Origin of the sequence: Moorena sp. SIO4G3 (assembly GCF_010692305.1) — a bacterium.
In the GTDB taxonomy this organism is placed as follows: domain Bacteria; phylum Cyanobacteriota; class Cyanobacteriia; order Cyanobacteriales; family Coleofasciculaceae; genus Moorena; species Moorena producens_A.
Genome location: NZ_JAAHIG010000004.1, coordinates 44,601 through 63,939, shown reverse-complemented (window position 1 = coordinate 63,939; position 19,339 = coordinate 44,601). Strand labels below are relative to the sequence as shown.

Sequence of the window (19,339 nt, the reverse complement as noted above, 5' to 3'; positions counted from 1 at the left end):
GACGGCTGACGGCTGACCGCTGAATCCTTACATTCTGACTTCATAATTCATCAAAACCCATAACTTTCGTTTCCCCTATCTTAGATTCATTTAATGCTTTACGGGCTAATTCGTCTAGGAAAGAGGTTTGAGATTGTGATAATGTTTTTTGCCATTTAAGTTCATTCTCTATATCTTCGATTAACTGATGAGCCAGTTCGTTTTGTATCTCTTCTGGTAAATTTTGTGCTTTCTGAAAAGCCTCTGTTAATAGATAAGTCATTAATTTCAGTATTTATCAGGAAAAACGTCTCTAAATAAATGTTAGCTTAAGTTGTGGCGTAGGGTGGGCAAATGCTGATCCGGGTGCATCTGATATTTGTACATGTGGCGTAGGGTGGGCAAATGCAAATCCTCTGACCATAAGTAATCGAATCGGGTCGATTTGCCCACCAAACCTGAGGCGTAGGGTGGGCAAATGCTGATAATCTGACCATTTCATCGGGAATCCGGTCGATTTGCTGTGGCGTAGGGTGGGCAAATCCTGACCCTCTGACCATTTCATCGGGAATCCGGTCGATTTGCCCACCAAACAAGCTTGATTCTTAATTTTAAATTTTAAATTTTGAATTTTGAATTTTATTCTAGTCAACCTTCCCCTTATCGGTCAATTTATTAACTAAATTTAAATGTTCCGGTGATGTTAATCCCTGCTGTAAAATGGCTAATACTTGGGCTAAGTCTCCGGTAAGTAAAGCGTCTTGGGCTAACCATAAACCAGGGAAGTAGTCACTACAGATAATGCCTTTATCATTCGGTTCTAGTTTAATATATTTTCCTTCCCTTAAGCGAAACCAATCAAGTTCTCCGTCATAAACCCGCCAAACTAAATATTCTTGAACTTGATTACGTCGGTAAGCTTTTAATTTATTATTTAAATCAATAGAGGCGGTACTGGCTGCTATTTCTACGATTAATTCTGGCGCACCTTCTACATAGCCGTCTTCACTAATCGTTGATTGTCCATCTACCGTTAGTCTTAGTAAAGCATCGGGTTGAGGTTCATTGTCGGCATCAAGTCTAACTGTACAATTATCACCTAGTTGAACATTAGGAGTAGAAGCTTTATAGACACCAAGCCATGTTACAATAGAAGCATGGGGTTCCCCATGTTGCTTAATTCTTAAGGGTGATGCCATATAAACAACTCCTTCGATTAATTCCGCTTTTTTGACATTGGGCATCTGTGCATAACGCTGTTCAAATTCTTTCTGTGTTAGTAGATCTCCACTTTCAAGGGGTGGAATTGGATTTTTGGGTTTTAATATGGTTTGAGACATGGCATTTTTGAGCAGTACTGACTTTGGTGGTTTACTCTATTGATAACACACTATAGCAATCCTATCTGATTCGTGAAATAAATTGGCTGCTTTAAGGCAGAAGGCAGAAGGCAGAAGGCAGATGATAAGGGAGAAGCAGCTAGTTTTAAGAAGTCCAGTGATTTTACATAATGATTTAGGATTGCTATAGTGGTAATTAAAAATTAAGAATTCAAAATTCAAAATTCAAAATTCAAAATGCCGTCATTGACAACTTGCATTGTCTAAAGAAACGGATTCCATTTATCTTCCTCCTCAGTTACATCATAGCCAAGTTCTTCCGGATCCCACTTTACAAAGCATACTATTGAGACTTTATACATGACTGAAGGGATATAAGACATGCCTAAACCAGACCAAACCTCTCTTTGTTCAGTTAAGGGCAAATTAACCGGTTTTATGATCAAGTTTTTGATCTCAGGACTGAGGGTGGGAGAGTTTCTTCTATGAAAGAAGGAATGATCTTTAAAGTATTTGATAATTAGGGATAAAAACGTTAAAGATTGGCGGTAATTAGTAAAATTAGCAGCATAGAGAACGTATAAATGTAGGCCATAAAGATTGCTAGCTTGCTTTTCTGCTATCTGCTCTCGCTCGTTCGTAGCAAAACCAACCAAAAGTTTATCCTTATAAGTAGGAAAATTTTTGTATTCTTCTACGTTAACTAATAAGGTAGTAATGGCATTCTCTTCTAAGGAAATTTCTTTCCCGTTGCGATCCTGAAGAAATAAGACCTCAAAAGCCTGCCCCCCGGTTTTTTCTCGGATGTAGCTGTTGAGTTGCTCCTTAAGAAACGAGAGAACATGATCCAACATATGCAGTATCTATCCCACCTAATAATTGGAGGAGAATCTTGACAAGAAGACAAAGGAATATGGGAATACCTTTCCTATACTTCCAACTGCCACCAAAATACCCCTAACATGACTATAGCAATCCTAAATCATTGTCTTGATGCAAAGCGCGAGTGGGGGAAACCCCCGCAGGTCGGCGCTGCATCGCTTTCTTATGCCCCACACCCCACACCCGTTCCCCCTACACCCCACACCTGAGGTCAAAGTAAAAAACCTACCCTTATGAGTAGGGGTGAGTGGCTTCTGCCAAATGCCTTAAAGCAGCCCATTTCTTTCACGAACAGGACTTACGCATTTGCCCCCGTTGGTCCCCCAATTCTGGGGGACTTTGACATCATTACCCCCCAGAATTGGGGGGCTAGGGGGGCGAAATCAAGTTAACCGCGTAAGTCATGACGAATCAGATAGGATTGCTATAGGGATCCTAATGGAATTGTGAGAATTTTTTTTCCCTACTCCCGTCTTGATGCAAAGCGCGAGTGGGGGAAACCCCCGCATGAACGACTGCATCGCTACTCCCTACTCCCTACTCCCTACTTTCTGTTCCCTTTGCTATAGATTACCAACGGTAAACTTTCCCGGATTGCGACCCATGACAACTATAACCACAGAAGGATTATACACTTTTGAAGAATACCTCAACTATGATGATGGTACCGACAACCGCTATGAATTGGTGGATGGGAGGTTAGAAATCATGAATCCACCAACCTTTAGGCATCTGCTGATTGCTAAGTTTATTGAACAAGTATTGGAAGCAGAAATTAATCGTTTGGGTTTGCCTTGGCTGTGTTTTAAAGAAGCAGGAATTCGGACAGGATGGCGCAAGTCACGGCTAAGTGATGTCTATGTGGTAACCAAAGATCAGGTAATGGCATTGCTAGATCAGTCAGCAGTGTGTGATACTCCTCCATTATTAGCAGTAGAGGTGGTGAGTCCTGATTCTGTTAAGCGAGATTATCGTTACAAACGTTCAGAGTATGCTGCCTTGGGAATCACTGAATATTGGATTGTTGACCCGCCGAAGAAAAAGGTTTCACTGCTGGTGTTAGAGGAAGGGTTATATCAGGAAACAGTGTTCACTGAAAATCAACGGTTAACATCACCTACATTTCCTGAGCTGATGTTAACCGTTGAGCAAGTTTTGACTGCTGGTAATTTAGACTAACAGAAATATAGCAGTTATAATATTTCCTACTCCCTACTCCCTACTCCCTACTCCCTACTCCTAGATTGCTATAACGATTCATAAATTTGATGTTCTCGGTTAATAAAAATATCAGCTAATATCTGATAAGCTTCTGTCCAAGCTGCTATCACTTCCTCTGTCGCCGCTTCATGCAACACATCCTTCATCGCTTGTAGTAAACTCTCTCCCACAATGGGATATTGTTCTGGTTTAACATGGGTTTTTACATGACGATGGGCAATCACCTCAACCATGGATTTTAAAGCTTCCGGATTATCAATTTTGGTAGCATAACTATAGACTGCTGTCGCTAACTTAGCTGGTTGAGAACCATTGGCTTGAGCTGACATATCAAACTGTGCTTTTACCTCTGGATGGTTGTGAAACATGATTTCATACATCCGAGTCGTAATTTGCTTACCATGCTTTTTGAGGAGGGGAGCTGTTGACTTGATGATATCTATGGTATCTTGGCTCACCTGATTCACCGGTAAGGGCTTTTCCGAGAAGGTTAGCAAAAATTTCAAATTCTCTTGGGCTTGTAACTTATGAGGTGCTTTAGCAGGTATAAAGATAAAAACTCCTGCTTCTAAGGTAATCTCTTTCTGGTCTAAGGTCAGAATTCCTTTCCCTTCAATCACCGTGATTGCGGCATTACGAGGTGAAGTATGCTCGTCGATTGCTGTACCTTTTGCCAAACAAAATAGGGTGTATTGACAATTGTTATCCTTGAGCAAAACTTTGCTAATTATCCCTGTCTCTGGATAGTCAACTAATTTTTGTAGGGAAGTGCTAAACGATGTGTTTGCTGTAGCGATCGCATTAACCATTATCCTTTCCTCATCACATTTTTAGGAAGTTATAAGATTTAGAAATATAGCACTACGCATTAAGATTATGACATTTATACAAGCTGAAAAGCTCTTCTAGTAGACTTTTGCCTTTTGCCTTTTGCCTTTTGCCTTGCGCGTAGCCCTATATCTCTGAACTTGTTGTTACTTTTACTGTGACAGAAATAGTTAGCGCTGTCCTTGAGCTAGCTCATAAACGAAGAAAAAGCAAAGGGAGTAGGGAGTAGGGAGTAGGGAGTAGGGAGTAGGGAGTAGGGAGTAGGGAGTAGGGAAAGGGAGGGAAGTATGGGGAGATGGGGAGATGGGGAGATGGGGAGATGGGGAGATGGGGAGATGGGGAAATGGGGAGTCAGATGAGGATGTTCATCAAGACCATTAGAAAAAAAGTATTTAAAGATACCAAATTAATCTCAAACTAATTCTTCCCTCTCCTCCCTCTCCCCACACTCTTGTGCTCTCCCCTTTCTCCCCACACTACCCCCTCTCCCCACACTCTTCTCCCTGTTCCCAGATCCGCTGTTCCCAGATCCGCTGTTCCCAGATCCGCTGCTCCCTGCTCCCTAAAACCCCAAGGGCGTAAGTACCTGACCGAATTCAGAAATACTATAACTATCAAACAGTCTCAAAGGACTACTAGGCATGGTCTCAATAGAACAATTAGCTCAAGTCTGGGTGCTGAAAGACCTAGAAACCTCAGCGCTAGAGAATCTTCAGCCTTATACCAAAGTAAGGACTTATTTGCGGGATGAGATTGTGATCTATGAGGGCGATCGCCTGCCCTGCCAACTCTATGCCTTAATCAAGGGAACTCTGCAAATTAAAAAAACCGGGACGAGTGGTAAAGAAAGCCTTTTGCGCATCATCCCTGAGGGGGATATTTTTGCGGCTCCGGCAATTTTTGGTAATGGTATTGCTCCCGCAACAGTTATTTGTCAGGTGGACTCCCTAGTGCTAACCATAGAACGAGATGCCCTGTTAGAGACCATTCGCCATACCCCAGAAGTGGCGTTGCGAATCCTGGAAGTCTTTAACCAACGCCTGCAACAAATTCATAACACCGTACATGGGCTAATTTCTGAAAGGGCAATTGTACGACTGGTGCGTCTGCTGCAATACTATGCAACTCGCTATGGAACTCAGTCTGTTGCTCAGGGAGAGTCTTTAAATGTCAACCTTCCGTACTATCAAATTGCTCGCAGTATAGGTATAACCTATGAAGAATGCGTGCGTTTGTTCAAAAAGATAAATTCGATCAATTCAGTAGTTACCTACAAGCGGGGAGGCAAAATTATTATCAATGACTGGCAGCAGTTAGATGCGTTCGCGGACAACGAAGGATGAAAAGACTAGGGAGTGGGGAATCGGGAATCGGGAATCGGGAGTCGGGAATCGGGAGTCGGGAAAAAATCCTGTGTACCTCGTTTGTACCTCGTTACTATGAGAAACGCGCTTATTGCAGGCATTGTTATAGCTTCCACCACCTGCGATAACCAGGTCTGAACCGTAAAGTCAGTGTGGGATGAATTACCCCCTGAAAGTTTGGTTAATTATGAATTTTTCTGCTCAGTTTGTGACTCCTCAGCGTCTGATGTCGGATTATTCATCTCGTCTTTGAAGCCTCTGAGGGTTTTCCCTAGGGCGCTGCCAATTTCAGGAATCTTCTTCGGTCCAAAAATCACAACTGCTACAACACCAATAATCATTACTTCCGGCCATCCTAAACCAAACATAGCAATTTCCTCCAAACTCCTTTTAACGTTGAATTAACCTTGAACTGCTTGATAGCACTTAGCCCATCCTACTTCACAGCAAAGCCAAAAAATTGTCTAGCTAATCTACTCTATGGTTTTACTAGGCGCACAATCAACCTAGCTCAATCTCGGTCGCAGACTCAAAGTAGTCATTTTCGGGCGGGCAGGATGCCCACCCCACTCACATTGATCCGAAGATTGCTGCAATGCACCGCTAGTCCAGGCTACTAGGAAGGAATTCGATGCGTTCGCTAGCCAACGCCCTTCGGGCTAATCGCAAACAAAATCCTAGATCCAATCCCAGCAGTAACAAAGTTTTGTGTAGCGTTACAGGATTGACCATGGCAAGCTGATATCCTAAGCTTATCCGAAGTCCATACTTAGGATGTCTTGCTCCAATTGATGGTCACCGATAAGGTGAGAAGATAGAGGTGGAAGGATGAAGGAGGAAAGATAAAGTATAAAAATATACCATTTGCAAGGGTTACAATCAATGCAATGGTTGATACTTCAAGTCTTCCATAGCTTTTGTCTTTTGCCTACCCCTCTTGTGAAGGGAAATAATGGGGGGAAACACCATCCAACCCTTTGGTCTGCAAGCCTGTTGCCTCAATGTTACCCATAGCCTTTAAGTGTTAAGGAATGTCAACCACTTCCACGCCATCCCTAAGAACCCAACAAAACCCTCTGTGCGCTAAGCTGGCGGACTGTATTGAGTCGAACTGGCGGCGCTACTTCGACCTTTCTCCTTATCATTTACCAGCCGAGTTAGGCTACGTGGAAGGACGGCTTGAGGGAGAGAAACTGACTATCGAAAACCATTGCTATCAGACACGTCAGTTTCGGAAAATGCACCTGGAATTGGCAAAAATAGGTGAGATGTTGGACATTTTACACTGTGTAATGTTTCCTCGTCCAGACTATGCTCTGCCCATGTTTGGCTGTGATGTGGTGGCAGCTAGAGGACAAATTAGTGCTGCGATCGCAGACCTGTCTCCACTCAATCCTAAACGTACCTTACCAGAAGCCTATCACTGTTCTTTAGAGACCCTACCAAAACCTGAGTTTAAACAGCCCCGTGACTTACCACCTTGGGCAGACATTTTTTCAGAATTTTGCATTTTTGTGCGTCCCAATGGTCCAGAAGAAGAAGCACAGTTCTTGACATGGGTGGATGATTTATTACAGATTCACTGTGCCCATGCTGCTAATGCCCTACCGGTCTCTAGAGAAAAGCAAGCAGAAATTATTGCTAGTCAACACTATTATTGCAGCAAGCAGCGGCAGAATGACAAAACCCGGCGGGTGCTTGAAAAAGCGTTTGGTGTTGAATGGGCAGAAAACTATATGACCTCGGTACTATTTGACTTGCCAGGAACTTGATAGTTAAATCCCCGGCGCGAGGGTTGCTCACGCCCGGGGAGTTGTCAACAATAACTATTCCTGTACTGTTACAGATGTTCCCAAAGCCACTCTGTTATACAAAGCTTTGACATCATCATTACGCATCCGGATGCAACCGTGAGACACTGCTTGTCCCACAAGTTCCTCATCATTGGTACCATGAAACCCGATGTAGTTTGTTCCATCACTCCAAAATGCCATCCACCTTGGACCAAGAGGGTTTTCTGGTCCTGGAGCAACAACTTCACCAGTGATAGGATGCTGCCAAACTGGATTTTGAACCATCTGTGTCACTTGGAAATTTCCTGTAGGGGTTTCCCAACCAGGCTGACCGATGGCAACTGGATAACTGGCTTCGAGTTTATCTCCTCGATAAACATAAAGACGACGCTCACTTAGTTTAATAACTAAACGAGGGGTATTATTAAAGAAATCTTCCTCTTGCCGCAGATAGTGATTGACTTCGTCGAGAGGAGACAATTCTGGTGTTTCAACCCTTGGCAGAAAGCTTTCATAGGGAATTTCTTTCCAGTTAGTGAAACTAGTATTGGTTAGATCAGCGGCGGCGGTGGCTACCTCTGCGTATAATAACGGGATAGCTACACTTAAGCCGCACACAATTAAGCGTTGAGTGGAAAGTTTTCCGTTCACGATTTCCTCTTAGCTAGTCGATATTTTATGTGCATATTTTAATTGATCATGTTTTGTTCACTTTTGACCGTTGACTGTTGACGGTTCTACCGATCCCACGGCTTTGATCTAAACACCCATGATCTAAACACCCATGATCTAAACACCCATGATCTAAACACCCATGATCTAAACACCCATGATCTAAACACACATAGCTATCAGACTTTATCCTTTAGAGGTTGCTGAACTAAAAAACTGACTCAAGTATAGTTGGGTCAGTTATAGCGTTTCTCGCTCCTTATGAGGTACATTCAATTTTCAAAGGTGCCACTCCCTACTCCCTACTCCCTACTCCCTACTCCCTAAAACCAAGATAGATGTCACACTGATTGCTTAATGTTAAGTTGTGACAGCTCTTTGGGGGAAAGTGCACCTTTTTCAGTAATAATGGCAGTAATTAACTCCGCCGGAGTTACATCAAAAGCTGGGTTATAAAATTCCACTTTAGGAGGACAAATCACTGTTTCCCCAATCTGGTAAATTTCTGAGGGGTGACGTTCTTCAATGGGAATTTCTTGGCCAGTAGATAGCTGAAAATCAATGGTTGAGATCGGAGCAGCCACAAAGAAGGGTATCTGATGAGCTTGAGCAATCAGGGCTAAACTATAGGTACCAATTTTGTTAGCCGTATCTCCATTGGCAGCAATTCGATCAGCTCCCACTACAACCGCATCAATTAGCCCTTGTTTCATACAATGGGCGGCCATGCTATCGGTAATTAAAGTAACGGGAATACCTTCTTCGACGCATTCCCAGGTCGTTAACCTAGCACCTTGCAAGCGGGGGCGGGTTTCGCCAGCATATAATCTGGCTAATCGCCCATCCCGCCACGCCGAACGCACCACTCCCAAGGAAGTACCATACCCAGCGGTTGCCAAGGCTCCTGCATTACAATGGGTCAGAAGACACAGTTTGTCGGGGGTTGTCGGTAATACCTCTAATCCGCGATCGCCTATGGCTTGACAGGTTTGTAAATCCTCCAGCTGAATTTGTTTAGCTGTTTCAAGTAAGGAAGCTTTAATCTCTTCTACTGTCCCGATCGTTTCATAGGCATTTTTAAGCATCCGCATGATTGCCCAAAACAAATTAACCGCTGTAGGACGAGTTTGCCGCAACTGCTGGGCTACAACTTCAAGCTGTTCGAGGAAAGCCTTGCGTTCTTTAGTTTTAATCTCTCTTGCACCAAGGTAAATGCCATAAGCCGCTGCGATTCCAATTGCTGGCGCTCCCCGAACAATCATAGTTTTAATCGCCTCAACCATATCTTCACAGCGGCTGATTTCTACCATGGAATATTGGCCGGGTAAGCGGTTTTGGTCAATAAGGAAAACTCGGTCGTTTTCCCAAATAACGGGATACACTTGGTATATGGATGAATTCATCTAACTTCGGTATATTGTTAATTGTTATTTATTAATTGTTATTTCCTATTTTGTTAACAGTTGACGGTTAACCGTTAACCGTCAACCGTCAACTGTTAACATTGATAAACTAACTAATAGCAGATGGCTGTCTAGTAAAGAAAGCTTCCCTGATCTGTTCAGCAATTTGAGAGCCAGTCAGCCCCAAATCAGCTTTTGATTCATCGGGCTTGGCATGATCCACTAATTTATCCGGTACACCAAAGCGCTTGAGGGGAACTAATATATCATTATCCATCAGTGCTTCTGCCACCGCTGAACCAAACCCACCCATTAAGCACCCTTCTTCTAGGGTAACTACACGACCAATTTTCTGAGCCAAGGGGAAGATTAATTCTGTATCTAGGGGCTTGACAAAACGAGCATTAATCACTGTTGCTTCAATACCATGCTCGCTAAGAATTTCAGCGGTTTGCATGGCGGTGTAAACCATACTGCCGTACCCTACCATTAACAGGTCGTCACCATTACGCAATAGTTCTCCTTTACCAATGGGTAGTGCTTCCCAACCATCTTCCATCAGGGGAACGCCATAGCCACTACCCCGAGGATAGCGCATGGCAATCGGACCATCGGTGTGGTTGACTCCTGTAACTACCATACGTTGCAGTTCAGCTTCGTCTTTGGGAGCCATAATTACCATATTCGGAATGCATCGCAAATAGGCGATATCATACATCCCTTGGTGAGTAGGGCCATCAGCACCCACAATTCCTGCACGGTCGAGGCAGAAAAAGACCGGTAGGTTTTGGATACAAACGTCGTGAATAATTTGGTCGTAAGCCCGTTGTAAGAAGGTGGAGTAAATAGCTGCAACCGGTCGCATTCCTTCACAGGCTAGGCCAGCCGCTAGGGTAACGGCATGTTGTTCCGCAATCCCTACATCAATGTATTGGTTAGGGAGTTTTTCTTGCAATTTATTCAACCCTGTGCCGGTAGCCATAGCTGCCGTGATGCCAATGATTTTGGGATTATTCTGAGCTAGTGTGACCAGGGTGTGGGCAAACACTTTGGAATAGCCCGGGGGTTTGGGTTTTTTAGCGGGAAGCGCTTTACCGGTAGCTAGGTTGAAGGGACTTTGGGCATGGTAACCCACTTTGTCTGCTTCTGCGATCGCATACCCCTTGCCCTTCGTAGTTGCCACATGCACCAGCACTGGTCCATCTAGCTTGTGGGCGTTTGTAAAGGTAAAAATTAACTCCTCTAGATTGTGACCATCTACCGGTCCGATGTAGGTAAAGCCCAGTTCTTCAAAGACAGCTCCGACCTTAGGTACAGCTAAACGCTTCATCCCTTCCTTGAGCCGTTGCAAGTCTGGGGATAAAGACTCACCGACAAAGGGGAGATTTTTGAACTGTTCCTCCAAATTGTCAGTAATAAACTGCATCGGCTCAGAAAGCCGCACTTTGTTGAGGTAACGGGGAATAGCCCCGACATTGGGGGAGATGGACATCTCATTATCATTGAGCACCACCAGGAGTTTAGTATGGGGTAAGTGTCCGGCATGATTGATGGCTTCCAATGCCATGCCACCGGTCAGAGCACCATCACCAATAACTGCTGCTACTTTGAAGTTTTGCCCTTTGCGGTCTCGGGCGATCGCCATACCCAAAGCAGAAGAAATACTGGTGGAGGCATGACCGGCTCCAAAGTGATCAAACTTATTCTCGCAACGCTTTAGATAACCAGCAATACCATCTTTCTGCCGTAGGGTATGGAATCGGTTATAGCGCCCCGTGAGCATTTTGTGGGGATAAGCTTGGTGTCCAACGTCCCAGACTACCTTATCATAGTCAAGGTCAAGTGTTTGATATAGAGCTAGGGTTAATTCTACCACTCCCAAGCCTGGACCTAAGTGACCACCACTAGTAGCTATGGTTTGGAGGTGTTTCTCGCGAATTTGACGGGCAATTTCCTCTAGTTGACGAATCGATAGACCGTGCAACTGATTTGGATGAGTAATTTCACTGAGATGCATACCGTCTCTTTGAATTGCTACTGGATCGTGTTAATGTTTGTCTTTCGACTCCCTAAAAGTATCCAATAATTTGGCGCTTCGAGGGTTATATGGAAGCTAAAGATTACCTGAAAAAGGGCATTTCTGGTCAATTTTCTATTGTAAATTTTCCTTGCGACCAGCAGCCTTTAACCATTGCTCCCGATACTCCAGTAACGGAAGCGATCGCTACGATGAATCAAACCGGAAGGAGCTATGTGCTGGTAGTACAGCAGCAGAAATTGCTAGGTATTTTTACAGAACGGGATGTGGTCAAAGTAGCATCAGCTGGAATGGTACACTCAGGGGTTGCCATTGCTGATGTGATGACTAAAGAGTTAATTACCTTGCCCATCATACCGACACCAGACATTGTTTTGGTCGAGTCCCGATTACGTCAATACCAGATTCGTCACCTACCCCTAGTGGATGAGCAAGGTCAAGTAGTACGTGTGGTGACCCCCCACACCATGGCAGCAATCCTCTCTGCTATCGTGACTAAGGTGGAAGACTTACAGCAACATTTGACTCAAAAAGAAGGGGAATTAGTGGCAGCTAATCACCGATGGCACCAGGAAGTTGCTGTCAATCAGCAGTTTGAGGAGGAATTGGAGGAAAATGAACATGCCTGGCAGTTGAGTCAAGAACGTCTTGAAAGTATTCTGGCTTCCCTAGAAGCAGTGGTATGGTCTTTTGATCCTTCCATTGACAAACTGCTTTATCTTAACAGTGCTACCGAGCAAGTCTATGGTCGCAGTATCACTGAGTTCTTCGGAAACTTACGCCTGTGGGAATCAGTGGTTCACCCAGAGGATGTCGAAACCTATCAACTGGCCGACCAAACCATGCTGTCAACTGGTGCCAAAGATATTGACTACAGAATTTTGCGACCGGATGGAGCTGTGAGTTGGATTCGCCATCGCGCTCACCTCCTCACAGATGCTAATAACACTCCCATTCGGATCTATAACATAGCCATCGACATCACACAGCTCAAACAGGTCGAGGAAAACCTCAAAGCTACCCTAGTTGAGAAAGAGGTGCTGCTCCAAGAAATTCACCATCGGGTCAAAAACAACTTACAAATTGTTTCTGGCTTGCTACACTTGCAATCTGTGACAGTAGATCAACCCGAAACCCGATTACAGCTGTCGGAAGCTCGCCATCGCCTTGAAGCCATGGCTCTAATTCACAAGAAACTTTATGGTGCCTCAGTGATAGGCAACCTGGATGTAGTCGATTATATCCAGAACCTAGCCGTGAACTTACTGGTAGCTTATCAAGTCACTAGCGATAGGATTCAGTTACACACCACTATTGAACCCATTCCCCTCAGTATTGATCAGGCCATCCCTTGCGGTCTAATCATCAATGAACTGGTATCCAATTCCCTGAAGTACGGGTTTCCCAATGGACGCTCTGGTGAGATTCACATTGAATTGCACCGTAGCGGGGATGATGACGTTGCATTGATTGTCCGAGATAATGGGGTTGGTTTACCAGAAAAGTTAGATTGGCGTAATACCCAGTCTCTAGGATTATCGTTAGTTTATGACCTGGCAACGGAACAATTAGACGGGAGTATGTTTCACGGCCATAGCGAGGGCACAGCTTTCCGAATAGTATTCTCAACAGCAACAATTCTAGAAGCAATAGGACAACAATCGTGATTACCAGGGTGTTAGTTGTAGAAGACGAAGTTATTGTTGCTAAGACAATTGCTAGCCAGCTTAAGCAATTGGGGTATATGGTATCAGCTACCGCTTCATCTGGCTCTCAAGCCATTACCAAAGCCGCTCAAACTAAGCCTGACTTAGTGCTGATGGACATTTTCCTAAAAGGCAAGATGGATGGTATTACTGCTGCTAGGCAAATCCGTGAACATTTACGTATTCCTATCGTCTATTTGACTGCCTATGCAGATGAAGATACCTTGCAACGGGCTAAAGTTACCCAACCCTTTGGTTATGTTACTAAACCGTTTAACGAGAGAGACTTGCGGGTTGCCATTGAAATGGCTCTCCAGCAATACCAGATGGAGCAGTCGTTGCAGAACAGCCAAGCTCAGTTGTCATCCATTTTAAACTCTATCGATGATGCAGTTATTGCTACCACCCCACAAGGTACGATTACTTTTATGAATGCTTCCGCTGAAGCTCTGACTGGCTGGCACCAATCTGAGGTATGGGGGCGAGATGTGACCTCAATGTTCCCAATTGTTAATGATCTGACCGGGAATCTAGTCAAGTATCCCCTAGATAAAGTGATCAAGACCGGACAAGTTGTCTATCTGGGCGAGCATAACGCTTTGATCGCAAAGGACGGTGGTCGAATTCCTGTTGGGAATAGTGCCTCACCCCTAAAAGACCAACTGGGAAACGTCAATGGAGTAGTGCTCGCGTTTTGGGATATCAGCGAGGAACCTCAGACAGAAATGTTAGAGGAGGTGTTGGCAAAAGAAGAAGAAATCCAAGATTTCCGCTCCCAGTTCGTTTCCACCGTTTGCCACGAATTCCGTAATCCCCTCAGTGTGATCCTAACTGCTGCTGAGTTACTTAAGCGCTATGGTAATCTGGCCACTCAGGAGCAAAAGCAGCGTTATTTAAAACGAATTACTATTTCAGTAGAGCGCATGACTGAGTTGATGGAAGAGGTGTTGCTAATCGGTCAAGCTGAAGTAGGTCGGCTAGATTTTATTCCAACTCCGATGAACTTAGAGCAATTCTGCCAGGATTTAATTGCAGAACTATGCCTAGATGAAGCCAGTCGCAATCGGATTGTTTTTAATTCTGACAGGATCTATACAGAAGTCTGTATGGATGATAGACTTATACATTACATTATAACTAATCTGCTTACCAATGCTCTGAAGTATTCTCCTTCTCATGAAATCGTGACCTTTAACCTAACTTGTGATTTGAAAGAGCAGTTGGTTGTGTTCCGCATCCAGGATAAAGGAATTGGGATTGCTGAAGCAGACCAAAAGAAAATTTTCGAGTCTTTTTATCGAGCCAAAAATGTGGGGACAATTCAAGGGACTGGTCTGGGACTATCGATTGTGAAACGCTGTGTAGAAAAGCATCAGGGAGAGATTGAACTGACTAGCCAATTGGGCGTTGGTACAACATTTACGATTAAAATTCCCATAGTAAATAATGGGGAAGTAAGACTTTTGAATTCAGACGTCACAAGTGCTGATTGGCAATGGCTCGGGAGTCGTCACAATTAGCTATAGCAAGTCTTATACCCATGAGGTACAAATTTTTAGGTTTTAGGTTTTAGGTTTTAGGTTTTAGGTTTTAGGGAGCAGGGAGCAGGGAGCAGGGAGCAGGGAGCAGGGAGCAGGGAGCAGGGAGCAGGGAGCAGATAAGAGGCAAGAGGCAAGAGGCAAGAGGCAAGAGCGACTGCATCAAGACGGTAAGAGGTAAAAAAATATTTGTACCTCTTAGCTATGATAAACGCTATATCTTTGTCCCGATAAGCGTAAGGGTGTGTTGACAACAAGAGTAGTTTAAAAAAAGCGAAACTTTATGGATATTAATACCAATAAAAAATGACAAAGGACAAATGACAAAAAAACCTGGATTAAAACTTGTTATTACTGCGGCGATCGCATTTTTTTTATTCACCTTAGTTTTTACTCTACATCGACACTATACGTTTTATTCTTCTTACGACCAAGGAATTTTTAATCAAGTCTTCTGGAATGGCAGTCACGGTCGCTTCTTTCAGAGTACTCTTTCATCCCAGCTGTCTACTAATGTAGTTCATAATGGGGAAGTTCCAAATGTCTATTACCACCGATTAGGGCAACATTTTACTCCCGCGCTGTTACTTTGGTTACCGTTATATGCTTTGTTTCCATTTCCCGCGACTCTAACCGTTTTGCAGGTAACGTTGGTAACAGCTGCTGGTGTAGTTTTGTATATCCTGGCCAGACAGTATCTGCAACCGATGTTAGCAGCAATGATTACGGTTAGCTTTTACTGTGCTAATGCTATTCTTGGTCCGACCTTAGCCAACTTCCATGACATCTGCCAAATTCCGCTGTTTGTGTTTGGGCTACTGCTAGCTATGGAAAAACGCTGGTGGTGGCTGTTTTGGTTGCTGGCAATTTTGATTTTAGCTGTACGGGAAGATTCCGGGATAGGTTTGTTTGGTGTGGGATTCTATTTAATTGTCAGTCGGCGCTACCCTCGCATTGGTCTAGCAGTTTGTACCCTCAGTTTTGGTTACATACTTGTCTTGACCAATCTAATTATGCCCCTATTTTCGGAAGATATTTCTCAACGGTTCATGATCGAGCGTTTTGGTCAGTACGCTGATGGGGATGAGGCGTCTACCCTGGAAATTATTAAGGGTATGCTCACCAATCCTTGGCGTTTACTAGTAGAACTGTTTACTCCCTTTTTTGGCACTATTCAGTATTTATTAGGTCAATGGTTACCCTTAGCATTTATACCAGCTATTGCTCCCGCTTCTTGGTCTATCGCAGCATTTCCCTTGCTAAAACTCCTGTTGGGTAAAGGTCAATCAGTGCTTGCGATTAATATCCGCTATGCGATGACCGTAGTACCTGGGCTATTTTATGGCGCGATACTTTGGTGGTCAGCTCATCCCCAATTTAGTGAAGCTGTGATCTCTGCTAGGTCTAAGTTTCGGCGCTTTTGGATTTTTTGTCTAACCCTTGCGGTAGTGTTGACCATTACCTCTAGCCCAAATCGAACCTTTTATTTCCTCCTTCCGGATTCCTACCAACCCTTCGTCTATGTGCCCTTAACCCAACAGTGGTCTCGTGTGGGCTCGATCCGGTCATTACTGGCTCAGATTCCTGCAAATGCTAGTGTCTCAGCCACTACCTATCTAGTGCCTCATCTGTCAGGACGTCGGGAAATCATCCGCTTAGCCGATTTACAGTTGCGCAATGATAATGGCGAGGTGGTGAAGGTGGATTATGCGATCGCAGATTTATGGCGGTTACAACGCTATCAAATTGCCTTTAAGCATGATGGTCAGCGGTTGCGCTCTTTAGTTAACATGATTGACCGCGTCACTAAGACTAACGAGTATGGCATCATTGGTTTTAAAGATGGTGTGATTTTGATGCAAAAAGGAGTAGCATCTAATCCAGAGGCTATGAGAGCATGGGTAAGCTTTAGGCAAGAGTTGAATGTCTAAAGGGAATCGGGAATCGGGAATCGGGAATCGGGAATCGGGAATCGGGAGTCGGGAGTCGGGAATCGGGAATCGGGAATCGGCAAGATGGCATCAAAAATTCTGACAATTCCGACACGGATTGCTAAACTGTCTCCCTGGGTACAGGTGTCCTGGCTATTGAGTAGTTCAGCCATAAACTGATATTTAATAATAAAGAATATCAATAAGATAAGTTCAATAAACATTAAATGCCTAGCACCAGTACTACGTCCTACGCTATTGACTTTGGCACGAGCAATACGGTAATCACTCGCTGGAACCCTGTCACGGAAACGCCAGAAACCATCACGTTACCAGGACTTGCTCTGCAACTTAGTCAAAATCCTCCTTTAATTCCCAGTTTGGTGTATGTGGAAGATGCGGCTCAGGGTAAGGTGATTGTTGGACAGGCAGTACGCGATCGCGGATTGGATCTCACCAGTGACCCTCGATTCTTCCGCAGCTTCAAACGGGGGATTGGTGCTGAGGTTCAGGGATTTCTGCCAGAACTGGATGGGATCGGGATCACCTTTGAACAAGTTGGGGAATGGTTCCTCAACCAAATTATTGAAAACTTATCAGCCCTCCAGTCCGAGGCGGGGGATTCTGCCATTGAATCGGTGATTCTGACTGTGCCTGTGGATAGCTTTGAAGCTTACCGCCATTGGCTTAGTGGCATCTGTCAATCCTTGCCAGTGGAACAGGTGAGGATGCTGGATGAACCGACAGCGGCTGCCTTGGGCTATGGTATTGCGGAAGGGGATACTCTGCTAGTTATAGACTTTGGTGGTGGAACTCTGGATTTATCTCTGGTGCAGCTGAATCAGGAGGCTCAAGGGAGTAAAAAACCCCTCGGGTTTATTCTTAAGTGGGGGGAAAAGTCCTTTGGTGAAGGGTCTAGCCAGAAAGTGAAAATTGCCCGTGTGCTGGCGAAAGTGGGACAAAATTTGGGTGGGACAGATATTGATAACTGGCTGGTGGATTATTTTGTGGAAACTCAAGGGTTAATGCGATCGCCTTTGACTACTCGACTAGCAGAACGCCTGAAAATTCAACTTTCTGAGCAGTCTGAAGCTACTGAAGTCTATTTTAATGATGAAACCTTCGAGAGTTATGAACTAAAACTAGACCGCGAGACCTTTGAAACTATCCTCAAAGAACACCAGTTTTTTGATACCCTTGATGATAAGATGACGGAAGTGCTACAACAAGCAAGACGCAATGGTATAGAAGTGCCAGATATAGATGGTGTCTTGTTAGTGGGTGGCACCGTGAAGATCCCAGCAGTTCAGGCATGGGTAAACCAGTATTTCGACTCAAGCAAGGTTCGTTGCCAAAAACCCTTTGAAGCGATCGCAACTGGCGCACTTCAGCTCAGCCAAGGTATCGAAGTCCAAGATTTCCTCTACCATAGCTACGGAATTCGCTATTGGGATAGACGGTTAAAGCGTCACAACTGGCACTCAATTATTAGAGAAGGACAACCTTACCCGATGAGTGAGCCTGTAGAACTATTCTTAGGAGCTTCGGTAGAGAATCAACCGAGTATAGAGCTAATTTTAGGAGAGTTAGGCTCCCAAACTGGTGGCACAGAGATTTATTTTGAAGGCGATCGCTTGATTACTCGTCAGTTAGGCCAGGGTCAAACTGCTGTGCAACCCCTCAATGACAGGGATGGGGCAAGAAGTATAGCTAACTTAACACCCCTGGGCAATCCCGGAAGCGATCGCATTAAACTCCAGTTTCAAGTTGATGCTGAACGTTACTTGAGAGTTACTGTTGATGATTTACTTACCAATGAAACATTATTGGCAAATCAGGTAGTAGCTCAGTTAAGTTAATTGGTCATATCATCTTCGGTTGAACTAAATAGTAGGTAATAGGGAACAGGGAACAGGGAACAGGGAACAGGGGATCAGTGCGTCGTGCGTAGGGTGTGTTAGGGGCGGGTTTGCCCTCATGTTAAACTTCGTAGCGACTGTTGCAACAGCCCGCTCCGTAACGCACCACCCAAAGGCTCGCTGCTAATGTTGGAGGCAGTTGAGCATCAATCCAAATCTTCATGCTGTCAGTCTGGGGAAATCAGTGCGTCGTGCAGCAAAAAGCAGACAAGCTTGAATATCTGCCAGTTCCAAATCGGGGAAATCTTTTAAAATTTCAGTAACACTAACATTTTCAGCCAACATTTCTAAAATATCGGTAACTCGAATTCGCATCCCTCGAATGCAGGGACGACCACCACACTGACCAGGGGTTTGAGTAATGCGAGCGATCAAGCTAGTTTTTGAATTCATGAGGGTGTCTACAAGTTGCTTTGTTTATCTCTATTTTAGTTGCCGCTATTCCTGAATCAATCGTTTAATTCAGCGATCACATCATCAACTGTACCCCGAAAAACGTTACCTTGTTGATAGTCTTGGTGAGCTTTAGTAATATTAACAGCGATTTCTTCTCTTCTTTGTTCAATTTGTCTATGTCTAATAATATTAATTAAATCGTTCTGTTCTTCTAAAGAAAGAGCGTCAATCATTTCTAAAATTTGATTGAAGTGACTTGTTTGCATCATTTTTGACTATCTTAAGCTACAGGCGATCAGATTATGAGTCCGATCAAGTTATTTTAACTC

Annotated in this window: 22 protein-coding genes; 9 read left to right on the top strand and 13 right to left on the bottom strand. The window is 44.2% G+C overall.

The window, feature by feature from the left end:
* Positions 1–40: 40 nt before the first annotated feature.
* The 4 genes from F6J99_RS01445 to F6J99_RS01430 form a co-directional block, all read right to left on the bottom strand.
* Positions 41–262: a hypothetical protein gene (locus F6J99_RS01445; protein WP_293038423.1), complete on the bottom strand. Its 222-nt coding sequence runs from the start codon at positions 260–262 to the stop codon at positions 41–43.
* 30 nt (positions 263–292) lie between these two features.
* Positions 293–568 (bottom strand): hypothetical protein, encoded by a 276-nt coding sequence (locus F6J99_RS01440; protein ID WP_293111393.1) that lies wholly within the window; start codon positions 566–568, stop codon positions 293–295.
* A 55-nt stretch (positions 569–623) separates the two neighbouring features.
* A complete protein-coding gene (locus F6J99_RS01435; RefSeq protein ID WP_293111392.1) occupies positions 624–1,319 on the bottom strand; it encodes a Uma2 family endonuclease in 696 nt (231 codons plus the stop codon).
* A gap of 263 nt (positions 1,320–1,582) precedes the next feature.
* On the bottom strand, positions 1,583–2,173 hold the full coding sequence (locus F6J99_RS01430) for a Pvc16 family protein (protein WP_293111391.1): 591 nt from the start codon (positions 2,171–2,173) through the stop codon (positions 1,583–1,585).
* Positions 2,174–2,647: 474 nt separating this feature from the next.
* Between F6J99_RS01430 and F6J99_RS01425 the strand changes: the two genes are divergently transcribed.
* Together F6J99_RS01425 and F6J99_RS01420 are read left to right on the top strand one after the other, a co-directional pair.
* On the top strand, positions 2,648–2,770 hold the full coding sequence (locus F6J99_RS01425; RefSeq protein WP_293111390.1) for a hypothetical protein: 123 nt from the start codon (positions 2,648–2,650) through the stop codon (positions 2,768–2,770).
* A gap of 34 nt (positions 2,771–2,804) precedes the next feature.
* Positions 2,805–3,380, top strand: coding sequence for a Uma2 family endonuclease (locus F6J99_RS01420; RefSeq protein WP_293111419.1), 576 nt, complete (start codon positions 2,805–2,807; stop codon positions 3,378–3,380).
* Positions 3,381–3,448: 68 nt separating this feature from the next.
* Here F6J99_RS01420 and F6J99_RS45375 read toward each other — a convergent pair whose 3' ends face one another.
* Entirely contained in the window at positions 3,449–4,231 is a 783-nt protein-coding gene (locus tag F6J99_RS45375) for a globin domain-containing protein (RefSeq protein ID WP_365972394.1), read from the bottom strand.
* Between the two features lie 314 nt (positions 4,232–4,545).
* Between F6J99_RS45375 and F6J99_RS01405 the strand changes: the two genes are divergently transcribed.
* Together F6J99_RS01405 and F6J99_RS01400 are read left to right on the top strand one after the other, a co-directional pair.
* Positions 4,546–4,671: a hypothetical protein gene (locus F6J99_RS01405; RefSeq protein ID WP_293111389.1), complete on the top strand. Its 126-nt coding sequence runs from the start codon at positions 4,546–4,548 to the stop codon at positions 4,669–4,671.
* A 220-nt stretch (positions 4,672–4,891) separates the two neighbouring features.
* Positions 4,892–5,593 carry a Crp/Fnr family transcriptional regulator gene (locus F6J99_RS01400; protein WP_293111388.1) on the top strand — a complete coding sequence of 234 codons (702 nt, stop codon included), beginning with the start codon at positions 4,892–4,894 and terminating at the stop codon, positions 5,591–5,593.
* A gap of 206 nt (positions 5,594–5,799) precedes the next feature.
* On the opposite strand, the gene F6J99_RS01395 is transcribed toward F6J99_RS01400, so the two are convergent.
* Positions 5,800–5,982, bottom strand: coding sequence for a twin-arginine translocase TatA/TatE family subunit (locus F6J99_RS01395; RefSeq protein ID WP_075905026.1), 183 nt, complete (start codon positions 5,980–5,982; stop codon positions 5,800–5,802).
* 663 nt (positions 5,983–6,645) lie between these two features.
* Between F6J99_RS01395 and F6J99_RS01390 the strand changes: the two genes are divergently transcribed.
* Complete coding sequence (locus F6J99_RS01390; RefSeq protein ID WP_293111387.1) at positions 6,646–7,386, top strand: phycocyanobilin:ferredoxin oxidoreductase; 741 nt, start codon at positions 6,646–6,648, stop codon at positions 7,384–7,386.
* Positions 7,387–7,440: 54 nt separating this feature from the next.
* On the opposite strand, the gene F6J99_RS01385 is transcribed toward F6J99_RS01390, so the two are convergent.
* The 3 genes from F6J99_RS01385 to dxs form a co-directional block, all read right to left on the bottom strand.
* Positions 7,441–8,058, bottom strand: a complete 618-nt coding sequence (locus tag F6J99_RS01385) for a L,D-transpeptidase (protein ID WP_083305483.1) — start codon at positions 8,056–8,058, stop codon at positions 7,441–7,443.
* Between the two features lie 362 nt (positions 8,059–8,420).
* Complete coding sequence (gene mtnA, locus F6J99_RS01380; RefSeq protein WP_293111386.1) at positions 8,421–9,482, bottom strand: S-methyl-5-thioribose-1-phosphate isomerase; 1,062 nt, start codon at positions 9,480–9,482, stop codon at positions 8,421–8,423.
* Between the two features lie 109 nt (positions 9,483–9,591).
* Positions 9,592–11,499, bottom strand: a complete 1,908-nt coding sequence (gene dxs / locus F6J99_RS01375) for a 1-deoxy-D-xylulose-5-phosphate synthase (protein WP_293111385.1) — start codon at positions 11,497–11,499, stop codon at positions 9,592–9,594.
* Positions 11,500–11,588: 89 nt separating this feature from the next.
* Between dxs and F6J99_RS01370 the strand changes: the two genes are divergently transcribed.
* Positions 11,589–13,187, top strand: a complete 1,599-nt coding sequence (locus F6J99_RS01370) for a histidine kinase dimerization/phosphoacceptor domain -containing protein (protein WP_293111384.1) — start codon at positions 11,589–11,591, stop codon at positions 13,185–13,187.
* Positions 13,184–14,746 (top strand): ATP-binding protein, encoded by a 1,563-nt coding sequence (locus F6J99_RS01365; protein WP_293111383.1) that lies wholly within the window; start codon positions 13,184–13,186, stop codon positions 14,744–14,746. The genes F6J99_RS01370 and F6J99_RS01365 overlap by 4 nt, the downstream gene beginning before the upstream one ends.
* 56 nt (positions 14,747–14,802) lie before the next feature.
* Here F6J99_RS01365 and F6J99_RS01360 read toward each other — a convergent pair whose 3' ends face one another.
* Complete coding sequence (locus tag F6J99_RS01360) at positions 14,803–15,018, bottom strand: hypothetical protein (RefSeq protein ID WP_293111382.1); 216 nt, start codon at positions 15,016–15,018, stop codon at positions 14,803–14,805.
* Positions 15,019–15,084: 66 nt separating this feature from the next.
* Here F6J99_RS01360 and F6J99_RS01355 point away from each other — a divergent pair, with 66 nt between their 5' ends.
* The gene (locus F6J99_RS01355) at positions 15,085–16,695 is read left to right on the top strand and encodes a DUF2079 domain-containing protein (RefSeq protein WP_293111381.1); all 1,611 of its coding nucleotides are present in this window, start codon (positions 15,085–15,087) and stop codon (positions 16,693–16,695) included.
* Here F6J99_RS01355 and F6J99_RS01350 read toward each other — a convergent pair.
* Positions 16,692–16,868: a hypothetical protein gene (locus F6J99_RS01350; RefSeq protein ID WP_293111380.1), complete on the bottom strand. Its 177-nt coding sequence runs from the start codon at positions 16,866–16,868 to the stop codon at positions 16,692–16,694. The two genes, F6J99_RS01355 and F6J99_RS01350, sit on opposite strands and share 4 nt — an antisense overlap.
* Positions 16,869–16,922: 54 nt before the next feature.
* Here F6J99_RS01350 and F6J99_RS01345 point away from each other — a divergent pair, with 54 nt between their 5' ends.
* Positions 16,923–18,554 (top strand): Hsp70 family protein, encoded by a 1,632-nt coding sequence (locus F6J99_RS01345; protein ID WP_293111379.1) that lies wholly within the window; start codon positions 16,923–16,925, stop codon positions 18,552–18,554.
* A 219-nt stretch (positions 18,555–18,773) separates the two neighbouring features.
* Here the strand turns inward: F6J99_RS01345 and F6J99_RS01340 are convergent, their stop codons facing one another.
* A complete protein-coding gene (locus tag F6J99_RS01340; RefSeq protein ID WP_293058233.1) occupies positions 18,774–19,007 on the bottom strand; it encodes a DUF433 domain-containing protein in 234 nt (77 codons plus the stop codon).
* Between the two features lie 56 nt (positions 19,008–19,063).
* On the bottom strand, positions 19,064–19,279 hold the full coding sequence (locus F6J99_RS01335) for a hypothetical protein (protein ID WP_293111378.1): 216 nt from the start codon (positions 19,277–19,279) through the stop codon (positions 19,064–19,066).
* Between the last annotated feature and the right edge of the window lie 60 nt (positions 19,280–19,339).

What these genes read in the sequence shown, in the direction of transcription:
- F6J99_RS01445 (WP_293038423.1), bottom strand. Translation starts at nt 262, where the DNA reads ATGACTTATCTATTAACAGAGGCTTTTCAGAAAGCACAAAATTTACCA.
- F6J99_RS01435 (WP_293111392.1), bottom strand. Translation starts at nt 1,319, where the DNA reads ATGTCTCAAACCATATTAAAACCCAAAAATCCAATTCCACCCCTTGAA.
- F6J99_RS01430 (WP_293111391.1), bottom strand. Translation starts at nt 2,173, where the DNA reads ATGTTGGATCATGTTCTCTCGTTTCTTAAGGAGCAACTCAACAGCTAC.
- F6J99_RS01420 (WP_293111419.1), top strand. Translation starts at nt 2,805, where the DNA reads ATGACAACTATAACCACAGAAGGATTATACACTTTTGAAGAATACCTC.
- F6J99_RS45375 (WP_365972394.1), bottom strand. Translation starts at nt 4,231, where the DNA reads ATGGTTAATGCGATCGCTACAGCAAACACATCGTTTAGCACTTCCCTA.
- F6J99_RS01405 (WP_293111389.1), top strand. Translation starts at nt 4,546, where the DNA reads ATGGGGAGATGGGGAGATGGGGAGATGGGGAGATGGGGAGATGGGGAA.
- F6J99_RS01400 (WP_293111388.1), top strand. Translation starts at nt 4,892, where the DNA reads ATGGTCTCAATAGAACAATTAGCTCAAGTCTGGGTGCTGAAAGACCTA.
- F6J99_RS01395 (WP_075905026.1), bottom strand. Translation starts at nt 5,982, where the DNA reads ATGTTTGGTTTAGGATGGCCGGAAGTAATGATTATTGGTGTTGTAGCA.
- F6J99_RS01390 (WP_293111387.1), top strand. Translation starts at nt 6,646, where the DNA reads ATGTCAACCACTTCCACGCCATCCCTAAGAACCCAACAAAACCCTCTG.
- mtnA (WP_293111386.1), bottom strand. Translation starts at nt 9,482, where the DNA reads ATGAATTCATCCATATACCAAGTGTATCCCGTTATTTGGGAAAACGAC.
- dxs (WP_293111385.1), bottom strand. Translation starts at nt 11,499, where the DNA reads ATGCATCTCAGTGAAATTACTCATCCAAATCAGTTGCACGGTCTATCG.
- F6J99_RS01370 (WP_293111384.1), top strand. Translation starts at nt 11,589, where the DNA reads ATGGAAGCTAAAGATTACCTGAAAAAGGGCATTTCTGGTCAATTTTCT.
- F6J99_RS01355 (WP_293111381.1), top strand. Translation starts at nt 15,085, where the DNA reads ATGACAAAAAAACCTGGATTAAAACTTGTTATTACTGCGGCGATCGCA.
- F6J99_RS01350 (WP_293111380.1), bottom strand. Translation starts at nt 16,868, where the DNA reads ATGGCTGAACTACTCAATAGCCAGGACACCTGTACCCAGGGAGACAGT.
- F6J99_RS01345 (WP_293111379.1), top strand. Translation starts at nt 16,923, where the DNA reads ATGCCTAGCACCAGTACTACGTCCTACGCTATTGACTTTGGCACGAGC.
- F6J99_RS01340 (WP_293058233.1), bottom strand. Translation starts at nt 19,007, where the DNA reads ATGAATTCAAAAACTAGCTTGATCGCTCGCATTACTCAAACCCCTGGT.
- F6J99_RS01335 (WP_293111378.1), bottom strand. Translation starts at nt 19,279, where the DNA reads ATGATGCAAACAAGTCACTTCAATCAAATTTTAGAAATGATTGACGCT.